Below are 15,998 nucleotides of genomic sequence, written 5' to 3' on the forward strand. Positions count from 1 at the left end.
GTTCAGGTCCCCGTGACACTAGGTTCACGAGGCACTCAGCAAATATCGTGCCGATTTTTGCCCATGGGCGGAAGCTGCTCCAGCTCGCGCAGCGCCTTGAGCGCGGCATTGGCTTCCGCGCGGGTGATCAGCTTCTCGATCGCATTCTGGTCGCGGCGCGCCTCGCGCGTGGCGGCGCGTGCCATCTCCAGGCTCTGCTCGGCCACTTCGACGCGCTTCTCGGCGGCGAAGGCGGACTGGTGGAGCCGTTCGCGGAAATGCGCGGCGGCGGCCAGGCTCGACGCCGATTCGGAAACGCTGGGCGCAGGCGCCACGTTCGCCGCCAGATTGGCGATGCGATCGCGCAGCCGGGCTTCCTGATCGACCTTGGCGAGCGCCCGCACTTCGTCCGCACGGACCAGGTCGAGCTGGAGCGTGCGGACGCGGAGCAGGCGGCCGAGCTTCTTCGCCGACCTAGGCATCCTGGATTCCCGGCACCGCCATCGAATCAGCCATGGCCGAACACGCCGACCAGCTCGGCCACCGCGTCGGGCAGGGTCACGATCTCGTCGGCGCCCTGGCGGATATATTCCATCACCGCCGGGTGGCAGGCGATCGCCGCGTCGATCTCCGGATCGGCACCGGCGCGATAGGCACCCATCAGCACCAGGTCGCGATTCTCCTCATAGGTGGCGAGGTGCCGGCGCAGCACGCGTGCGGCGGCGACATGGTCCCTGGGCGCGATGTCGGTCATCACGCGGCTGACCGAGGGGCCAAGGTCGATCGCCGGGTAGACGCCGCGCTCGGCGAGCGCGCGGCTCAGCACGATATGGCCGTCGAGGATCGAGCGGGCACTGTCCACCACCGGGTCGTTGCCGTCGTCGCCATCGGCGAGCACGGTGTAGATCGCAGTGATCGAGCCGCCGCTGTGCACGTCGGTGCCGGCGCGCTCGATCAGGCTGGGCAGCATCGCGATCGCCGAGGGCGGATAGCCGCGCGCCGAGGCCGGCTCGCCCAGCGCCAGGCCGATCTCGCGGCCGGCATGGGCGACGCGGGTGAGCGAATCCATGATCAGCAGCACCTTCTTGCCCTCGGCGCGGAACGCCTCGGCAATGGCGGTGGCGCGCAGCGCGCCGCGGATGCGGAGCACTGGGGAATGATTGGCCGGAACGGCGACGACGACCGAGCGCGCCCGGGCGTCGCCCGCCACCTTGGTCTCCAGGAAGTCGGCGACTTCGCGGCTGCGCTCGCCGATCAGGCCGATGACGATCACGTCCGCCTGGGCCGCGCGGACCATCATGCCGAGCAGCACCGACTTGCCCACGCCCGACCCCGCCATGATGCCGACGCGCTGGCCCTGGCCGATGGTGAGCAGCCCGTTGATGGCACGCACGCCGACATCGAGCGGCTCGAGCACCCGGCCGCGATCGAGCGGCGACTGGAGCTTGCCGGCGAGCGGCCATTTCCCGGCGCCGCGGATCGGGCCGAGGCCGTCGATCGGCTTGCCCGAACCGTCGACCACCCGGCCGAGCATCGCCGCGCCCACTTCGGCCTCGCCCGGCGCGCCGATCGGGCGGACGGGGGCGTTGGGCAGCAGCGCGGCGGGGCCGCCGAGATTCATCAGCAGCGTCTTGCCCGAACGGAAGCCGATCACTTCGGCCTCGACCCGGCTGGCGCCGTCGCCGATCGCGCAGACCGTGCCGACGGGCAGCTGCAGGCCCACGGCCTCCATCAGCAGCCCGTCATAGGAAGCGAGGCGGCCGGAGACCCGCGGCCGGGCGACGAAGTCGCTGCGGCCAAGGCCTTCCAGATAGTCTTCGGTGAAGAGGTTCAGCATGCGGGCGGGATCGGCACGCGGTCGATCGCCTGGGCGAGCTGCTCGAGCCACAGATCGGGACCGTCCTCGACGATGGTCGAGGCGCTCTCGACCACGAAGCCGCCGCGCTGGACGTGCGGATCGCCGACGGGGAAGACCGTGGCGGGCAGCTTGCCCTGGACGAAGGGGACGTCGTCGGGATGGAGGCGCAGCAGCGCGGATTCGGCACTGTCGGCCAGCATGTCGACCGCGGCATGGATCCGCTGGGCGAGCACATCCGGTGCGACGCCGACTTCGCCGACCAGCCTGGTGACGAGGTGGAGCACGGTCTGGCGCAATTGCCCGGCCATGCGCTCGCGATCGAAATGGGCGCCGCTGGCGAGCGCGGCCGAGATCTGGTCGAGCAGCGCGGTCTCGCGCGCCTTGGCAGCCTCCGCCTCGACGAGCGCGGCCGCATGCCCCTCGGCGAAACCCGCCTCGTGCGCGGCCGCGATGGGATCGATGAACGCGCCATGCTCGGCGGGGTGCTGGGCATCGGCAGTGAACGGATCCCAGCCCTCGGTGGGATTGGCTTCCGGATTGGCCGGCGCGAAATGGCGCGGCTGGGCCGGCACCTCCTCGAACACGCGGCGGCCGATGCGGTCGACATCCGACGGCGCGAAGCCGGCACCGTCGCCAAAGGCGCGGGCCAACACATGCCCGGCCGCGCTGATCCGTCCGGCAAAGCCCGGCGAGAAATCAGACATAGTCGTCGTCCCCGCCCTTTGACGGCATCTGGATCGTGCCGTCCTTCACCAGGCCGCGCGCGATCGCGATCATCGCCTTCTGCGCATCGAGCACATCGGCCATCTTCATCGGCCCCAGCGATTCGATCTCGTCGCGGATGCCGTCGGCCGCGCGGCTCGACATGCAGCCGAGGAACCGGCCGCGGACCTCCTCCTCGACGCCCTTGAGCGACTTGACCAGGATCGTGGTGTCGATGTTGCGGATGAGCGTCGACAGGTTCTTGTCGTCGAGCTCGAGCAGATTGTCGAAGACGAACATCGCCTCCTCGATCGCGCGGGCGACCTCGCGATCGATCTTGGCGAGCTTGGGCATGACACGCTGCTCGGTGATCTTGCGCGCGCCGGAGAGGATCTTCGCAGCCTCACGCGTGCCGCCGAGCTGGAGCCCGCCGCTCGACTTGCGCCCGCCCATGCCGGCGCGGCCCTGGAGCATCGTCTTCAGCGTCTCGATCGCCTCGGGCGGGATCGGCCCCAGCTTGGCGATGCGGCGCAGGATCTGCGGCTGCGCCGCTTCGGGCAGATGCTCGAACACCTTGGCGGCGATATCAGGGTCGAGATTGGCGAGCAGCACCGCCGCGATCTGCGGATGCTCCGCCTCGATCATCCCGGCGATCTCCTCGGGCTCGAACCAGTCGAGCCATTCGATCGCGGCGACCTGGCTGGCCGGCATCACCCGGGCCAGCACGCCGGAGGCGCGCTCGGGGCCCAGCGCCCTGGTCATGATGCTTTCGATCTTCGGCGCCGGATCAAAGGTGACGCCGGTGCGCTCGCGCGCCTTGAACACGAAATCGTCCAGGACGATCTCGACCTCGGCCTCGCTGACGTCCGCCACGTTGAACATCGCCTTGCCGAGCTGGCGCACTTCCTCCGGATCGAGCTTCTGGAGGATCGCCGCGGCTTCCTCCTCGCCCACCAGCATCATCAGGACCGCGGCGCGCTCGACGCCGTTGAAGCTGCGGATGGCGTTCATTGCGCGTCCGCCTTGATCATGTCGCGGACCGCCAGGGCGGCGCGCGCGGGATTGTCGCGGGTGAAGCCGCGGACCAGGCCGACCCGCTCGTCATAGCTGTTGTGAGCGCCCTCGAGCATGTCGATCGAGACGGGCGGCGCGCCGTGGCCGCCTTCCTCGCCAGCGGCACCGCCCATCGACAATGCCGGGCGATTGCCCGCGGCCGGCTCCTCGCGCTTCTTGAGCAGCGCCTTGGTGAGCGGACGGACGCCAAGGAAGAGGACGAGCAACGCAATCACCAGCGCTGTCGCATTGCGCGCGGCGAGCGGCACCCAATTGGCCTCGTACCAGGCCGGGCCCTTGTCGGCCGCATCAGCGGCGGTGGTGAACTTGCGGCTGATCACCGTCACCTGATCGGCGCGGCCCGGATTATAGCCCATCGCCGCCTGGACCAGCTGGGTGATCTGCTGGATCTCCACCGTCGAGCGCGGCTTGCCCGGTTCCTCGCGCAGCAGCACCGCGACCGACAGGCGCTTGATGCCGCCCGGCGCCTGGCGCGTCACGGAAACCTGCTTGCCGGTCTGATAGGCGCGGGAGAAGCTGTCGCTCTGCTTCTGCGGCGTGGCCTGGCTCGCGCCGGCAGCGGCAGCGGTGCCGGCGGCGGGCGCCGCGCCGGGCGTAGGCTGCGCATTGGGCGCGGCGACGGTGCTGGCGGGCGGCGGCGTGTTGGAGAGCGCGCCGGGAATGCCGCCGGGCGCGTTGCCGTCCTTGCTGCCGGTCCAGGCGCCCTGTTCGGCCGCGAGCACCGCGCCTTCCTTGTCATAGCTTTCGCGCGTCGCCTGGTTCTCGTCCAGGTCGACATCGGCCTGCACTTCGGCAGTGAAGTTGCCGGCGCCGACCAGCGGCGTCAGCAGCTGGACGAGCTGTTCGCGATACTTGTCCTCGATGCGGCGCTGATAGTCGATGCGGGCGTCGCCGGCCGAATTGGCCTCGTTGCCCTTCTTCGAGAGCAGGGCGCCCATCTGGTCGACGATGGTGACGCTTTCCGGCGTCATGCCGGGAACCGACGAGGCGACGAGGTTGACGATCGCGCGGGTCTGCGCGTCGCCCAGCGCGCGGCCGGGCTGGAGCTTGAGGATCACCGAGGCGGTGGGCACAGCCTTGTCGCGGACGAAGACGCTGGCCTCGGGCGTGGCGAGATGCACGCGCGCCTCGGCGACCGCATCGATCTCCTCGATCGAGCGGGCGAGCTCGGTCTCGCGCGCTTGGCGCAGCCGCTCGCCCTCGACGGCGCGGGACACGCCCATCGGCAGCTGGTCGAGGATCTGGTAGCCGCCCGGTGCCGCCTTGGGCAGATTCTGGCTGGCGAGCAGCATCCGCGCCTTGTGATAATCGTCCTCGGCGACGGTGATCGAGCCCGAACCGTCGATGCTCGACCGGATGCTCGCGCCCTGGAGCGCCGAGCTGATCGCCGCCTTGTCGGCATCGCTCACATTGGCGAACAGGATCCGCTGCGGCGGCGTCGAGACCAGCGACCAGGCGAGGAAGCCGGCGGCGACCAGGCCGACCAGGAAGAGGAGCGGCATCGCCCGCCTGACCGCGGGCTGCGCCAGCAGTCCGCGCATCTGGGCGAGCGGGGCGCCGAGCCGGCCGGCGGCGGGCGGGACGGGCGCATCGGTGGAGGTGAGGGCGTTGCTCATGGATTACACCGGCATGCTCATGATGTCCTTGTAGGCGGACAGGAGTTTGTTGCGGACCTGCAGCGTCGCCTCGAAGCCGACCGAGGCCTGCTGGCGGGCCAGCATCACCTTGGCGATGTCGACCGTCTCGCCGCGCTCATAGGCCTCGGAGAGCGCGCCGGCCTGGCTCTGGGCCTGGTTGACCTGCTTGAAGGCGTCTTCCATCGACGCGGCGAAGGTCGCGGACTTGCCGCCCGACGTGCCCGTCACTGCGCCCGCGGGCGTCTCGTTGGCCTTGGCGAGCGCGGCGTTGCGCTCGAGGATCTGGGCGCGGAGCGCCAGGACCCGGTCGACGCTCATCGCGCCGCCGCCGATACCGTCGATACCGCTCATGCCGAAGCCCTCGCCTTACCCGCGTCGATGCTCTCGCCCTGCTCGCGCGCCTTGGCGAGGCGGTAGCGCAGCGTGCGCTCCGAGATGCCGAGCCGCTTCGCCGTCTCGATCCGGCTGCCGCCGCATTCGGCGAGCATCTCGCGGATCGCGGCGAATTCGTGGATCTGGACGATGTTGGAGAGCGTGCCTGCCGCCTCGACGTCCACGCGGCGCGCGGCCGGCCTGTCGAAGATCAGGTGCTCGGGATCGATGGTGCGGCCGCCGCAGAGCAGCAGCGCGCGCTGGATGACGTTCTCGAGCTCGCGGACATTGCCCGGCCAGTCATGGCTGGCGAGCGCGTCGAGCGCCTCGTTCGAGATCCACGGCATCGCGCCGCGGCCGCCGGCATGGCGGACGACCATCGCGGCCGAAAGCGCGGCGATGTCGCCGGGGCGCTCGGCCAGCGCCTTGGTCGTGAGCGGGAAGACCGAGAGGCGATAGTACAAGTCGGCGCGGAAGCGGCCGGCAGTGACTTCGCCCTGCAGGTCGCGATTGGCGCAGGCGATGACGCGGACGTCCACCTTTTCCGGCATGGTGCCGCCGATCGGCACGACTTCGCGCTCCTGCAGCACGCGCAGCAGCTTGGCCTGGAGGTTGAGCGGCATCTCGGCGATCTCGTCGAGCAGCAACGTGCCGCCATGCGCGGCGCGGAAGAAGCCCTGGCCGCCCGACGAGGCGCCGGTAAAGGCACCCTTCTGGTGGCCGAACAGCATCGCCTCGAGCATCGTCTCGGGCAGCGCGGCGCAGTTGAGGGCGACGAACGGGCCCTCGCGGCGCGTGGAGCCGTTGTGGATGGCGCGGGCAAGGACTTCCTTGCCGGTGCCGGTGGGGCCGTTGATCAGCACGGTGATGTCCGATGCGGCGACGCGCTCGGCCAGCGCCAGCAGCGCCAGGCTTTCCGGGTCGGCGGCGACCGGCTCGTGCGGGCCGCGCAGCAGCGCCGTGGCGAAGCCCGCGCCGACCGCGGCATCGTCCGCCGTGTAGGACAGCCGGGCCGGATTGCCGTCGCCGAACGCGATCGCCTGGCGGCCTTCATCGCCCAGGATCAGCGTGCGCGCCGCGGCCGGGGGCACTTCGCCCTCGGCGACCAGGAACAGGTCCTGCGCGGCGGGGCGACCGTCCTCGCAGGTGCCGATCGCGAAACCCTGGGCGCGCAGCGACGAGACGAGAGCATATTTCTGGTGCAGCACTGCGGCGGACGGGACGATGGATCGCATTGGTTACCCCCTGAGACACCATCCTTTTGCCGTCGACTTGGTTAACGCCGCGTAAAATTGCGTGTCCCGCAGCAACCTTGGTCCGGGCGCGTCTACGCGTGCGTGCGTAGAGGGAAAATTTTTCGCTTAAGCCCCGCTGCGGGCGGTCGTTCCTTGGCTTGGCGGCTCCGGGCTCCCGTTCAGGGGGGACAGCGGGAAGCCGACGAGCATGGAGTAACGAACATGACTGTTATCTCGACCAACACCGCGGCGCTGCGCGCCGCCAATGCTTCGACCGGCGCTAACAAGGCGCTGAGCACGGCCATGGAGCGCCTGTCGACCGGCAAGCGCATCAACAGCGCGAAGGACGACGCCGCCGGCCTGGCGATCGCCTCGACCATGACCGCCTCGATCCGCGGCATGACCCAGGCGGTCCGCAACGCCAATGACGGCATTTCGCTGGCGCAGACCGCGGAAGGCGCGCTCAACGAAGTCACCAACATGCTGCAGCGCATCCGCGAGCTGGCGGTCCAGTCGTCGAGCGGCACCTATTCGGACGACGACCGCAAGAACCTGCAGGCCGAAGTCACGCAGCTGACCTCGCAGATCAAGGACGTGCTGACCAACACCAAGTTCAACGGCAATGCGCTGTTCCAGATCGGCAAGCCGCCGGCGGATCCGGCCGCTCCGGCAGCCGGCGAAGTCGCGGCCAAGAAGTTCTCGATCCAGACCGGCGCGGAATCGACCGACAAGATCACGATCAGCATCGACGCGCTCGACGTGGGCGCCATCGTGGGCGACGCGGCCGCCAACCCGGTCGTCCCGGCGCTTTCCGTCGGCACCGCCGGCAGTGCCGACACCGCCCAGGGCACCGTTGACGGCGCCCTGAAGTCGGTCGCCACGCTCCGCGCTTCGCTCGGCGCCGCGCAGAGCCGCCTGGACTCGGTGGTCAACAACCTGACGACCAACGTCGCGAACCTGAGCGACGCCCGCAGCCGCATCGAGGACACCGATTATTCGGCGGAGACGACGGCGCTGGCCAAGGCCCAGATCCTGTCGCAGGCGTCGACGGCGATGCTCGCCCAGGCGAACCAGAGCCAGCAGTCGGTGCTCAAGCTGCTTCAGTAAGCGCGTGCCGGTCGGGGTGTCACCCCCCTGACAGGCACCAAGGCCGGTCACCCCTTCTTGCCGGAGGGGGCGCATGGGGAACCCCGGTGGTATCGACCACCGGGGTTTTTCCTTGTCCGCCGCAGGCCGCGCCGATGCCCCTATTTCCCCTCGGGCTTGCCGCCGGGCTTCCATTGCGGCCGGGCATCGCTGTTGGCCAGCGCGCGGAGCGGCTCGACCAGCGACTGGATCGCCCGCGTCATGAACGCGATGTCGAGATTGGCCAGCGTGTCGTCGGGCGTGTGATAGGTCGGCGTGACCGCCCATCCCGAAATGGTGTGCGCCACCACCCCGCGCACCGCGAGCGAATAATTGTCCGAACGCTCGAAGAAGCGCTGCTCCGGATAGGGATCGGCGGTGACGAGCGCGCCATGCGCCTTCAATGTCTCGCCCAGCGTCGAGCGCTCGAAGCCGGTCATCATCATCGTGCCGGCGGGCAGCTTGGGATCCTGCGCGCCGATCATCTCGATCTCGATATTGGCGACGATCTGGTCGAGCGGCACCGGCGGGTGATCGCCGAACCAGCTGGAGCCATAGCCGCCGATCTCCTCGCTGCCATAGGCGACGAACAACAGCCCGCGCCGGGCCTGTTTCGCCGCCGCCATCGCCCGCGCCAGCTCCAGCACCGCCGTGGTGCCCGAGGCATCGTCGTTCGCGCCGTGCATGATCGTGCCGTCGGGCTTGCGGCCGAGATGATCGAGATGCGCGGTGACCAGGATCACGCCCGCCTTGGGATCGCTGCCCGGCAGCCAGCCGATCGCATTGGTGGTGATCGCCTCCTCGCGCACCACCGGCAGGGCGAGCGCGACCGGGGCGCCGGCCTGGGCCGCCGCCTTGTCGAAATCGGCCGACGGCAATGTCGCAAAGGCGGCGTAGCTCGGCGGCGCCTTGCCCTCGAGCCCGGCCGGCATGCGCGGCTTGCCGCCCAGCGCCTTGGCCAGCGCGCGCGTCGCATCGTCTTCACGCACGATCACCAGCTTCGCCCCTGCCGCGCTGGCGGCGCGGACCAGCGCCATGGGCGAGGCCTTGCCGCCGGTCACGAACAGCACCTGGGCATGCGGGATTTTCGCGAGATCGGCGCCGTCGAACACCGCCGAGGTGCCGGAAATGCTCTCGGCCGCGCCGACCAGCACCGTGGGCGCCGCCGCCGGCCTGCCCGCGACCGTCAGCGCCGCCGGGCCGTCCAGCGCATAGCGGATCACCTTGGCGGACTGGAGATAGCCGGCCATGCCCGGCGCCGGCCGGAGCCCATAGCCTTCGAACTGCGAGCCGACATAGGTGGCGGCGATCGCCTCGTCGCGGGTCGCGCTGCCGCGCCCCTGCAGCGCCTCGCTGGCGAGGAAGGATTCGTGCGCGCGCACCCATTCGGAGCGGACGGTCCATGCGTCCTGGGCGAAGGCCGGAGACGCCAGCAGGCCGAAGGTCATCGCGCCGGCCAGGAACAAATGCTTGGTCATGAAATCCCCCGAATGGTCCGAAGCGGGGATTTCTGCGGCAAGCGTCGAGGCGGCGCAAGCGCGCGCAGGGCAGGAGCCGCACGAGATTCCCGCTTCCGCCGGGGATCGCGGTTTCGGGCTGGCTAGCCGAGCCGGCGCGCCAGCCCCTTCTTCAGCCGCGCATGCGCCGATGCCTTGATCTGGCAGATGCGCGCGGCGCCCACACCCAGGACCTGGCCGATCTCCTCGAGGTTCAGTTCCTCGACATAATAGAGCTGGATCACCTGCTGCTCGCGCTCCGGAAGCTCGGCGATCGCAGCGATCAGCGCCTCGCGCTGGTCGCTCTCCGCCAGCTGGTCGAAGGCGCTGGGCGCGTCGGACATGAACCAGGGGCTCTCGTCCGAATAGGTATCGTCGATCGAATCGAAGCGCACCGCCTCGGCATTGGCATAGTCGGCGCGCAGCTTCTCCGGCGTCACGCCCAGCCGGGCGGCGACCTGTTCGTCGTCGGGCGCGCGGCCCAGTTCGTTGGTCAGCACCGATATCGCTTCCTGATAGGCCTTGCGCCGGCGCATCGCCCCGCGCGTAGTGGTCGCCTGGCGGCGCAGCTCGTCGATCATCGCCCCGCGCAGCCGAGTGGCGAGATACTGCTCGAAGGTCACCTGCCCCCGGTCCTCGAACCCTGCCGCCGCTTCGATCAGCGCGACCAGCCCGACCTGGATCAGGTCCTCCACTTCGACGAGCGAGCTCATCGAGCCATGGATGTGCCAGGCGATGCGCCGGACCAGCGGCAGGTGCTTGCGCACCAGCGCCTCGGGATCGCGCCGCGGCGGGGTGGGCGTGTAGGTCAGGGGCGAAAGGGCCAGCGAAGCCATGGCGTCGAGTTTCCCCGGAGTGAAGGCGTTCATGCGGGCAGCGCCTCCGGCGCGCCGATCACCGCGACCACTTCGACGGCCTTGTCCTCGGGCACCTCGAAGAAGCTCATCACCGGCGTGTCGGGCAGGACCGTCCTGATCAGCTTGCGGATCGCGACCCGGATCGAGGGCTGGACGACGAGCGCGAAGGGCTTGGCCTCGGCGATCAGCGGCTGGGCGGCGCGTTGCAGCGCCTCGGCGATGCGGCGGCCCAGATCGGGCTCGATCGTATGACGCTTCGACGGATCCGAGCGGACCGCCTGGCCGAGCAGCGCCTCGAGCTGGCCTTCGAGCGTCATCACGCGCAACGGCTCGCGCACGCCGCACAGGCGCTGGATGATGAGCGGGCCGAGCTCGGGACGGATCAGCTCCATCAGCTCCTCGGCATCCAGGGTCCGCTGGGCGGCGACCGCGATGGCGGCGGCGATGCGGCGGAACTCCTTGAGCGGAATGCTCTCGGCAAGCAGGCCGCGCAGCACCTGGGTAAGCGTGGTGAGCGGTACCGGCGCCGGGCAGAGCGCGGCGACGAGTTGCGCCGAGCGCTCCTTGAGCCCGTCGAGCAGCGCCTGGACCTCGTCCGGGCCGAGCAGGTCCGACGCGTTCTGGATCAGGCACTGGTTGAGATGGGTGGCGACCACCGTGCCCGGATCGACGACGAGATAGCCGAGGCCGGTGGCGGCATCGGAATCGCCCTGGGCGATCCACAGCGCGTCGAGCCCGAAGGTCGGATCCTTGACCGGCTTGCCGTCGAGGCGGCCCGAGGCCTGGCCGGTATCGATCGCCAGCACTTCGTCGGGCGAGACATTGTCCTCGGCGACGACGACGCCGCCGATGACGATGCGATAGGTGAAGGGCGCCAGGTTGATGTCGTCGCGCACCCGCACCTGAGGCACGACGAAGCCGAGCTCCTTGGACAGCTGGCGGCGCACGCCGGTGATGCGGCCCATCAGCGGCCCGCCGCGGCGCTCGTCGACCAGCGGCACCAGGCCATAGCCGATGTCGAGCATCACCTGCATGTTGTCGGTCACTTCGTCCCAGCCGATCCTGGAGAGATCGGCCGGCTCGGCCGGCGGCGCGGCGACGGGCTTCGGCCGGTTGGCGGCCCTGCGCAGGCGCCAGGCCGCGAAGCCGGCGGCGGCGGCGGCGGGCAGCATCAGGAAATGCGGCATGCCCGGGAAGACGCCGAGCAGGCCCAGGATGACGGCAACCGGCATCCAGGTCTTGTGGCTGGCGAACTGGGTGCCGATCTGGCCGGCCAGGTCGTGGCTCGAGGCGACGCGGGTGACGATCGCCGCGGCGGCGATCGAAAGCAGCAGCGCCGGCACCTGCGCCACCAGCGCGTCGCCGATCGCGAGCAGTACATAGGTGGAGGCCGCCTCGCCCACTGCCATATGATGGCTGGCGACGCCCAGGATCAGGCCGCCGATCACGTTGATCGCGAGGATCAGCAGGCCCGCGATGGCATCGCCCTTCACGAATTTGGACGAGCCGTCCATCGCGCCGTAGAAATCGGCTTCGGTCGACACTTCCTCGCGGCGCTTCTTGGCGTCGTCGGGCGTGATCAGGCCGGCATTGAGATCGGCGTCGATCGCCATCTGCTTGCCGGGCAGCGCATCGAGGGTGAAGCGCGCGCTGACTTCGGAGACGCGGCCGGCGCCCTTGGTAACCACGATCATGTTGATGATCACGATGACGGCGAACACCACCAGGCCGACGACATAGTCGCCACCGATCATGAAGGTGCCGAACGCCTCGATCACATGGCCGGCGGCGCTCTCGCCCTCATGGCCGTGCACCAGCACGACGCGCGTCGAGGCGACGTTGAGGCCGAGGCGGAACAGCGTGGCGAACAGCAGCACGGTGGGGAAGGCGGAGAAGTCGAGCGGCTTCTGCGCGTTCAGCGCCACCATCAGCACCGCGAGGCTGATCATGATGTTGAGGATGAAGAAGGCGTCGAGCAGGAAGGCCGGGATCGGCACCACCATCAGCGCGACGAGCAGCAGGATCGCGCCGGGCAGCGCGAAGCTCTTCAGGGCAGGGCCGGTCCCTGCGGGAAGCGAGATTGCGGACATGGGGGGTTACGCTCCCAGATTCGCGAGCATGAGATAGGCGAGCCTGGCATTCTCCGGCGTCGGCCGGAGCGGATCGATGCGGCGGCCGAGCGGGTCGCCGGGCGAACCCTGCGAGACGTTGAGCTGGGCGAGCGTGTTCTGCACCCAGTGGCGATCGCTATCGACCGCGCCGTTGCCGAGCACGACTTCGTTGTCGCCGTCGCTCCAGGCACGGGCAGCGGCGTTGAAGCCGTCGTCCAGGCCGGCCGAGGCAAGCCCGGCGGCCCCGCCGGCGGCGGCGCCCTGGTCGAGCTTGCCGGCGAAGCGGCTGTAGATCTCCGAAAGCGTGCGCGGCTGGCCGTTCGACGCGTAGAACACGCTGCGATTGGCGCGCGCGGCGGCGGGGAACAGCGAGGCGCCGGTGCGGCCGGGGCTGTCGGCCATCGCGCTCAGGAACTTGCCGGCGCCGCCCAGGCCCAGGAAATGGGCCATATAGAGATCGGTGCCGGTGGCCGGCCGGCCCAGGCTGTCCTCGAGCGAGGCCTTGTTGTCCGCGGCATGCTCGGCGGCCATCAGCGAGGCGGTCTGCGGATCGCTGCGCAGGCCCAGGATCGCGCTGCGTGCGGCGGGATCGCTGACGACATAGCGACCGGTGCCGGTCTGCCTGATGCTGTCGGCGGCCCAGCCCAGCCCATGCTCGGCGCCGTGCTGCTTCACCACGCCCAGCCAGCTCTGCTCGATGAACTGATAGAGGCCGGTGGCCGAGGACGTGCCGGCACGCGCATCGGCGCGCAGCCCGCTTTCCACCTGGGCCTGGCCGAGCAGATAGTTGAAGTCGATGCCGGTCTTGCGGCTCGCCGCGGCGATCGCCGTCTGGACGCTTGCCCTGGTGTTGACCGAAGTAACGCTCATCGATCCTGGAATCCGAATAGCCTAATCCGGGGCTATCCAGAGCAAGGAGCGTGCCAGTTACGGTTAACGGATGCGGAAAACGCCCGCTCAGCCGAGGGCGTAGCCGCCTGCCTTGTAGGCCGGCGCCTGCTGGCCGGAAAGGATTTGCAGGCGGCGGCGAACATTTGCCGCCATCAGGTTCACATAGATGCGGCAGGTCTCGTTGAGCTTGTGCGCCTCGGCGGCGAGCTCGCGGATCTCGGGGCCGGGGGCCTCGCCGTCATGCAGCGCGACCGTGTCGATCGCGGCGAGCTTGGTGCGGGTGGCCGCCTCCAGCGCGGCGACGTCGTTCGCCTTGAGCGCCGCGATCTCGGCGTGAAGGCATTCGATCACCTGGATGAGCGCGTCACGACGGTTCACGGGACTTCCAATCGAGCTTGAAGGCGAGCAGCCGGTCGGCGATCGTCGAGGGAGAAAGCGGGAATTTATTGTCGTGGATCGCCTTGCGGATGCGCGAGACCCGCTCGGCATCGACCGGCGGCCGCGCCGCCTGCTCCGCCGCGATCTCCGCAGCGGCGCTCCGCACCGCCGGCGCGTCGCTCGCGACCGGGCGCACCGCCGCCACGCGGCTGGCAGGATCAACGGGCACGGTGCGACGGTCGGTGACCGCGCCTGCCTTCGTGCCGATTGAGTCCACCATTGCCTGCAATCCTCGCTGTGCCTGCAGCCCTTCAAACGGCCAGGGCGGGCGAAGCTTTACCGAAAAATTTCAACTTCCCTCGGCGAAGCCGGGCAGGCGGGCGCGACCAGGCTCGATCGCGATCGCCTGGACCGGCGGCTGCCTGTCGTCCACCTTGATGCCGATCCGGCCGCCCGGAGGCGCGTCGTTCATCGCGATGCCCTGGCGCGAGATCGAGAAACCCTCGGCCCCCGCCTCGACCGTGACCGCATCGCCGCGCTTGATCACCGGCTCGGCCTTTACCGGAACCGCGGGGCGGACGAGGGTGGTGGCCGGCATCGGCGCGGGCGGCGCGGCCCGGGGCCTGGGCACGGCGGCGACGGGCACGAAGATCTTCCAGGCCGGCGCCATGCAGCGCACCACCACCGCGTCGCGATTCTCGCCGCGCCATTCGAGCTGGGGCGCGATGCAGGCCGCCAGCTTCAGCCGCCGGTCGATCGGCGCGATCGCCCCGCCCTGCTCGCCCATCGGCTTGCCGGCGAACTGGGCGACGATCGCATCGAGCGCCTGGGTCGATTGGAAATCCTGCGCGCCGGCGGGGGCGGCAGTGACGAGTGCAATGGCGAGGAACATGGTCTTCTCCATGGAAAAGGGGGAGGCAATTGCCGGGTGGCGGATCATTGCCGGCCTCCCTCGAAGCCGAGGGCGAGGACGGCGCGGCGCTGGCCCCGGCCGGTGGAAATCGCGATGCGCGCGGGATCGACGGCGCGCTGGGCGACAAGCAGCGCGGCGACCGCACGGGCGCGATCGGCGGCAAGGATCGGACCGCTGCCGGTCGCCGGATCGACGTCCGCCGCCGATCCGTCGACTTCGCCGGTGATCCGCAAGAGGGTGCGCGGGTCCCGCGCGGCGCCACGCGCCCATTCCAGCGCCGAGCCGGTATCGACGGGCGCGGCGGAGCCCGGCGCGAAGCCGGTGGCCGTGGCGATGTCGACCGGCATGGCGGCGGGCGCCGTCTCGCGCACACCGAAGCCGGCGCGGATACCCGCGGCGAGCTTGGCGGGATCGACCTGACTCGCCTGGAGGAAGACGAAGAAGCCGACCAGCAGCAGCGACAGATCGGCCAGGGTGACCAGCCAGGGCGCGCGCGCGGGTTCGTCCTCGTCGAACACGGTCACGCCGCGATCTCCTTTATCCGGCCGGTGCCCGGCTCGATCCCGGCCAGGGCGGCGAGCGCCGGCTGGAGGCGAAGCCGCTCCTGCGCCTCGTGCCGGGCGCGACGCTTCAGGCGGACGGCGACCGGCAGCAGCACGAGATTGGCGAGCAGCGCACCATAGAGCGTGGCGAGCAGGGCGACGGCCATGGCGCCTCCGATCGCCTGCGGATCCTTCATCGCGGCAAACATGCCGACCAGGCCGAGCAGCGTGCCGACCATCCCCATCGCCGGCGCCAGCTCCGCCGCGCCGGACCATATCTCCCACGCGCCCCGCTGGCGCTCGAAACGCGCGCAGCGGCGCTGCTCGAGCAAGGACTCGACGTCCCGCGGCCCTGCGCCGTCGACGATCGCGGCAACGGCCGCGGCGATGTCCGGATCCTCGATCTTCGAGCGATCGAGCGCGATCACGCCGTGGCGCCGCGCGATCCGGCCGAGCGCCGAGACCTGGGCCAGCAGGGGCTCCACATCGAAGCGGTGGCGCGGCAGCACGCCGAGCGCCGCGACGCCCCGGGCCAGGTCGCCCCAAGCATTGCGCAGCACGGTGCCGGCCAGCGTCCCCCCGCCGACAATGGCGAGCGCGAGCGGATCGAGGAAGGTCCCCAGGGCCGGAAGTACATTCATGTCCATGCCTGCGTGGGTGCAAGACACGGGCCAACTGCCCGGCGCGGCCTGGAACGCCTGCCGGGCCGCCCGGAGCGGCAACCGCCTGCCGCCACACCGGCAAAACCTTGCCGCTGCCTGCCGCCCCCCAGGGGAAACCGGGTTTTTTCGTGCCCCAAGGCAAATTGGCACGGCGGTTGCATAGAAC

At 70.1% G+C, this 15,998-nt stretch carries 17 protein-coding genes; 1 reads left to right on the forward strand and 16 read right to left on the reverse strand.

Features of this window, described 5'->3' with window-relative positions:
* Positions 1-35 precede the first annotated feature (35 nt).
* The 7 genes from BGP17_RS12805 to BGP17_RS12835 are packed head-to-tail and all read right to left on the reverse strand — an operon-like array spanning position 36 to position 6,857.
* Positions 36-461 (reverse strand): hypothetical protein, encoded by a 426-nt coding sequence (locus BGP17_RS12805; protein WP_286712296.1) that lies wholly within the window; start codon positions 459-461, stop codon positions 36-38.
* 26 nt (positions 462-487) lie between these two features.
* Complete coding sequence (locus tag BGP17_RS12810; RefSeq protein ID WP_167300146.1) at positions 488-1,816, reverse strand: FliI/YscN family ATPase; 1,329 nt, start codon at positions 1,814-1,816, stop codon at positions 488-490.
* Complete coding sequence (locus BGP17_RS12815; RefSeq protein WP_167300145.1) at positions 1,810-2,541, reverse strand: FliH/SctL family protein; 732 nt, start codon at positions 2,539-2,541, stop codon at positions 1,810-1,812. The genes BGP17_RS12810 and BGP17_RS12815 overlap by 7 nt, the downstream gene beginning before the upstream one ends.
* Positions 2,534-3,550 (reverse strand): flagellar motor switch protein FliG, encoded by a 1,017-nt coding sequence (gene fliG / locus BGP17_RS12820; RefSeq protein WP_167300144.1) that lies wholly within the window; start codon positions 3,548-3,550, stop codon positions 2,534-2,536. Before fliG ends, BGP17_RS12815 begins: the two co-directional genes overlap by 8 nt.
* Positions 3,547-5,229 (reverse strand): flagellar basal-body MS-ring/collar protein FliF, encoded by a 1,683-nt coding sequence (gene fliF, locus BGP17_RS12825; RefSeq protein ID WP_286712297.1) that lies wholly within the window; start codon positions 5,227-5,229, stop codon positions 3,547-3,549. The genes fliG and fliF overlap by 4 nt, the downstream gene beginning before the upstream one ends.
* A 3-nt stretch (positions 5,230-5,232) precedes the next feature.
* Positions 5,233-5,601 carry a flagellar hook-basal body complex protein FliE gene (gene fliE / locus BGP17_RS12830; RefSeq protein ID WP_167300142.1) on the reverse strand — a complete coding sequence of 123 codons (369 nt, stop codon included), beginning with the start codon at positions 5,599-5,601 and terminating at the stop codon, positions 5,233-5,235.
* Entirely contained in the window at positions 5,598-6,857 is a 1,260-nt protein-coding gene (locus tag BGP17_RS12835) for a sigma-54 interaction domain-containing protein (protein ID WP_286712299.1), read from the reverse strand. Before BGP17_RS12835 ends, fliE begins: the two co-directional genes overlap by 4 nt.
* 222 nt (positions 6,858-7,079) lie before the next feature.
* Here BGP17_RS12835 and BGP17_RS12840 point away from each other — a divergent pair, with 222 nt between their 5' ends.
* On the forward strand, positions 7,080-7,964 hold the full coding sequence (locus tag BGP17_RS12840) for a flagellin N-terminal helical domain-containing protein (protein ID WP_167300140.1): 885 nt from the start codon (positions 7,080-7,082) through the stop codon (positions 7,962-7,964).
* A 140-nt stretch (positions 7,965-8,104) separates the two neighbouring features.
* Here BGP17_RS12840 and BGP17_RS12845 read toward each other — a convergent pair whose 3' ends face one another.
* From BGP17_RS12845 to BGP17_RS12885, 9 genes are all read right to left on the reverse strand, one after another.
* Positions 8,105-9,460, reverse strand: coding sequence for a M28 family metallopeptidase (locus BGP17_RS12845; protein ID WP_243857314.1), 1,356 nt, complete (start codon positions 9,458-9,460; stop codon positions 8,105-8,107).
* A 122-nt stretch (positions 9,461-9,582) separates the two neighbouring features.
* Entirely contained in the window at positions 9,583-10,347 is a 765-nt protein-coding gene (locus BGP17_RS12850; RefSeq protein WP_243857313.1) for a sigma-70 family RNA polymerase sigma factor, read from the reverse strand.
* Complete coding sequence (gene flhA, locus BGP17_RS12855; RefSeq protein WP_286712300.1) at positions 10,344-12,425, reverse strand: flagellar biosynthesis protein FlhA; 2,082 nt, start codon at positions 12,423-12,425, stop codon at positions 10,344-10,346. Before flhA ends, BGP17_RS12850 begins: the two co-directional genes overlap by 4 nt.
* Positions 12,426-12,431: 6 nt before the next feature.
* Positions 12,432-13,316 carry a lytic transglycosylase domain-containing protein gene (locus BGP17_RS12860; RefSeq protein WP_167300138.1) on the reverse strand — a complete coding sequence of 295 codons (885 nt, stop codon included), beginning with the start codon at positions 13,314-13,316 and terminating at the stop codon, positions 12,432-12,434.
* A gap of 87 nt (positions 13,317-13,403) precedes the next feature.
* Positions 13,404-13,715, reverse strand: coding sequence for a flagellar protein FlgN (locus BGP17_RS12865; protein ID WP_167300137.1), 312 nt, complete (start codon positions 13,713-13,715; stop codon positions 13,404-13,406).
* Positions 13,702-13,995: a flagellar biosynthesis anti-sigma factor FlgM gene (locus BGP17_RS12870; protein WP_167300136.1), complete on the reverse strand. Its 294-nt coding sequence runs from the start codon at positions 13,993-13,995 to the stop codon at positions 13,702-13,704. The genes BGP17_RS12865 and BGP17_RS12870 overlap by 14 nt, the downstream gene beginning before the upstream one ends.
* 69 nt (positions 13,996-14,064) lie before the next feature.
* The gene (locus tag BGP17_RS12875; RefSeq protein ID WP_167300135.1) at positions 14,065-14,607 is read right to left on the reverse strand and encodes a flagella basal body P-ring formation protein FlgA; all 543 of its coding nucleotides are present in this window, start codon (positions 14,605-14,607) and stop codon (positions 14,065-14,067) included.
* Between the two features lie 44 nt (positions 14,608-14,651).
* Entirely contained in the window at positions 14,652-15,152 is a 501-nt protein-coding gene (locus BGP17_RS12880; RefSeq protein WP_286712301.1) for a flagellar motor protein MotB, read from the reverse strand.
* Complete coding sequence (locus BGP17_RS12885; RefSeq protein WP_286712302.1) at positions 15,149-15,811, reverse strand: motility protein A; 663 nt, start codon at positions 15,809-15,811, stop codon at positions 15,149-15,151. The genes BGP17_RS12880 and BGP17_RS12885 overlap by 4 nt, the downstream gene beginning before the upstream one ends.
* Positions 15,812-15,998 lie beyond the last annotated feature (187 nt).

Source organism: Sphingomonas sp. 67-41 (assembly GCF_001899725.1).
Lineage (GTDB): Bacteria > Pseudomonadota > Alphaproteobacteria > Sphingomonadales > Sphingomonadaceae > Sphingomonas > Sphingomonas leidyi.

What these genes read in the sequence shown, in the direction of transcription:
- BGP17_RS12805 (WP_286712296.1), bottom strand. Translation starts at nt 461, where the DNA reads ATGCCTAGGTCGGCGAAGAAGCTCGGCCGCCTGCTCCGCGTCCGCACG.
- BGP17_RS12810 (WP_167300146.1), bottom strand. Translation starts at nt 1,816, where the DNA reads ATGCTGAACCTCTTCACCGAAGACTATCTGGAAGGCCTTGGCCGCAGC.
- BGP17_RS12815 (WP_167300145.1), bottom strand. Translation starts at nt 2,541, where the DNA reads ATGTCTGATTTCTCGCCGGGCTTTGCCGGACGGATCAGCGCGGCCGGG.
- fliG (WP_167300144.1), bottom strand. Translation starts at nt 3,550, where the DNA reads ATGAACGCCATCCGCAGCTTCAACGGCGTCGAGCGCGCCGCGGTCCTG.
- fliF (WP_286712297.1), bottom strand. Translation starts at nt 5,229, where the DNA reads ATGAGCAACGCCCTCACCTCCACCGATGCGCCCGTCCCGCCCGCCGCC.
- fliE (WP_167300142.1), bottom strand. Translation starts at nt 5,601, where the DNA reads ATGAGCGGTATCGACGGTATCGGCGGCGGCGCGATGAGCGTCGACCGG.
- BGP17_RS12835 (WP_286712299.1), bottom strand. Translation starts at nt 6,857, where the DNA reads ATGCGATCCATCGTCCCGTCCGCCGCAGTGCTGCACCAGAAATATGCT.
- BGP17_RS12840 (WP_167300140.1), top strand. Translation starts at nt 7,080, where the DNA reads ATGACTGTTATCTCGACCAACACCGCGGCGCTGCGCGCCGCCAATGCT.
- BGP17_RS12845 (WP_243857314.1), bottom strand. Translation starts at nt 9,460, where the DNA reads ATGACCAAGCATTTGTTCCTGGCCGGCGCGATGACCTTCGGCCTGCTG.
- BGP17_RS12850 (WP_243857313.1), bottom strand. Translation starts at nt 10,347, where the DNA reads ATGAACGCCTTCACTCCGGGGAAACTCGACGCCATGGCTTCGCTGGCC.
- flhA (WP_286712300.1), bottom strand. Translation starts at nt 12,425, where the DNA reads ATGTCCGCAATCTCGCTTCCCGCAGGGACCGGCCCTGCCCTGAAGAGC.
- BGP17_RS12860 (WP_167300138.1), bottom strand. Translation starts at nt 13,316, where the DNA reads ATGAGCGTTACTTCGGTCAACACCAGGGCAAGCGTCCAGACGGCGATC.
- BGP17_RS12870 (WP_167300136.1), bottom strand. Translation starts at nt 13,995, where the DNA reads ATGGTGGACTCAATCGGCACGAAGGCAGGCGCGGTCACCGACCGTCGC.
- BGP17_RS12875 (WP_167300135.1), bottom strand. Translation starts at nt 14,607, where the DNA reads ATGTTCCTCGCCATTGCACTCGTCACTGCCGCCCCCGCCGGCGCGCAG.
- BGP17_RS12885 (WP_286712302.1), bottom strand. Translation starts at nt 15,811, where the DNA reads ATGAATGTACTTCCGGCCCTGGGGACCTTCCTCGATCCGCTCGCGCTC.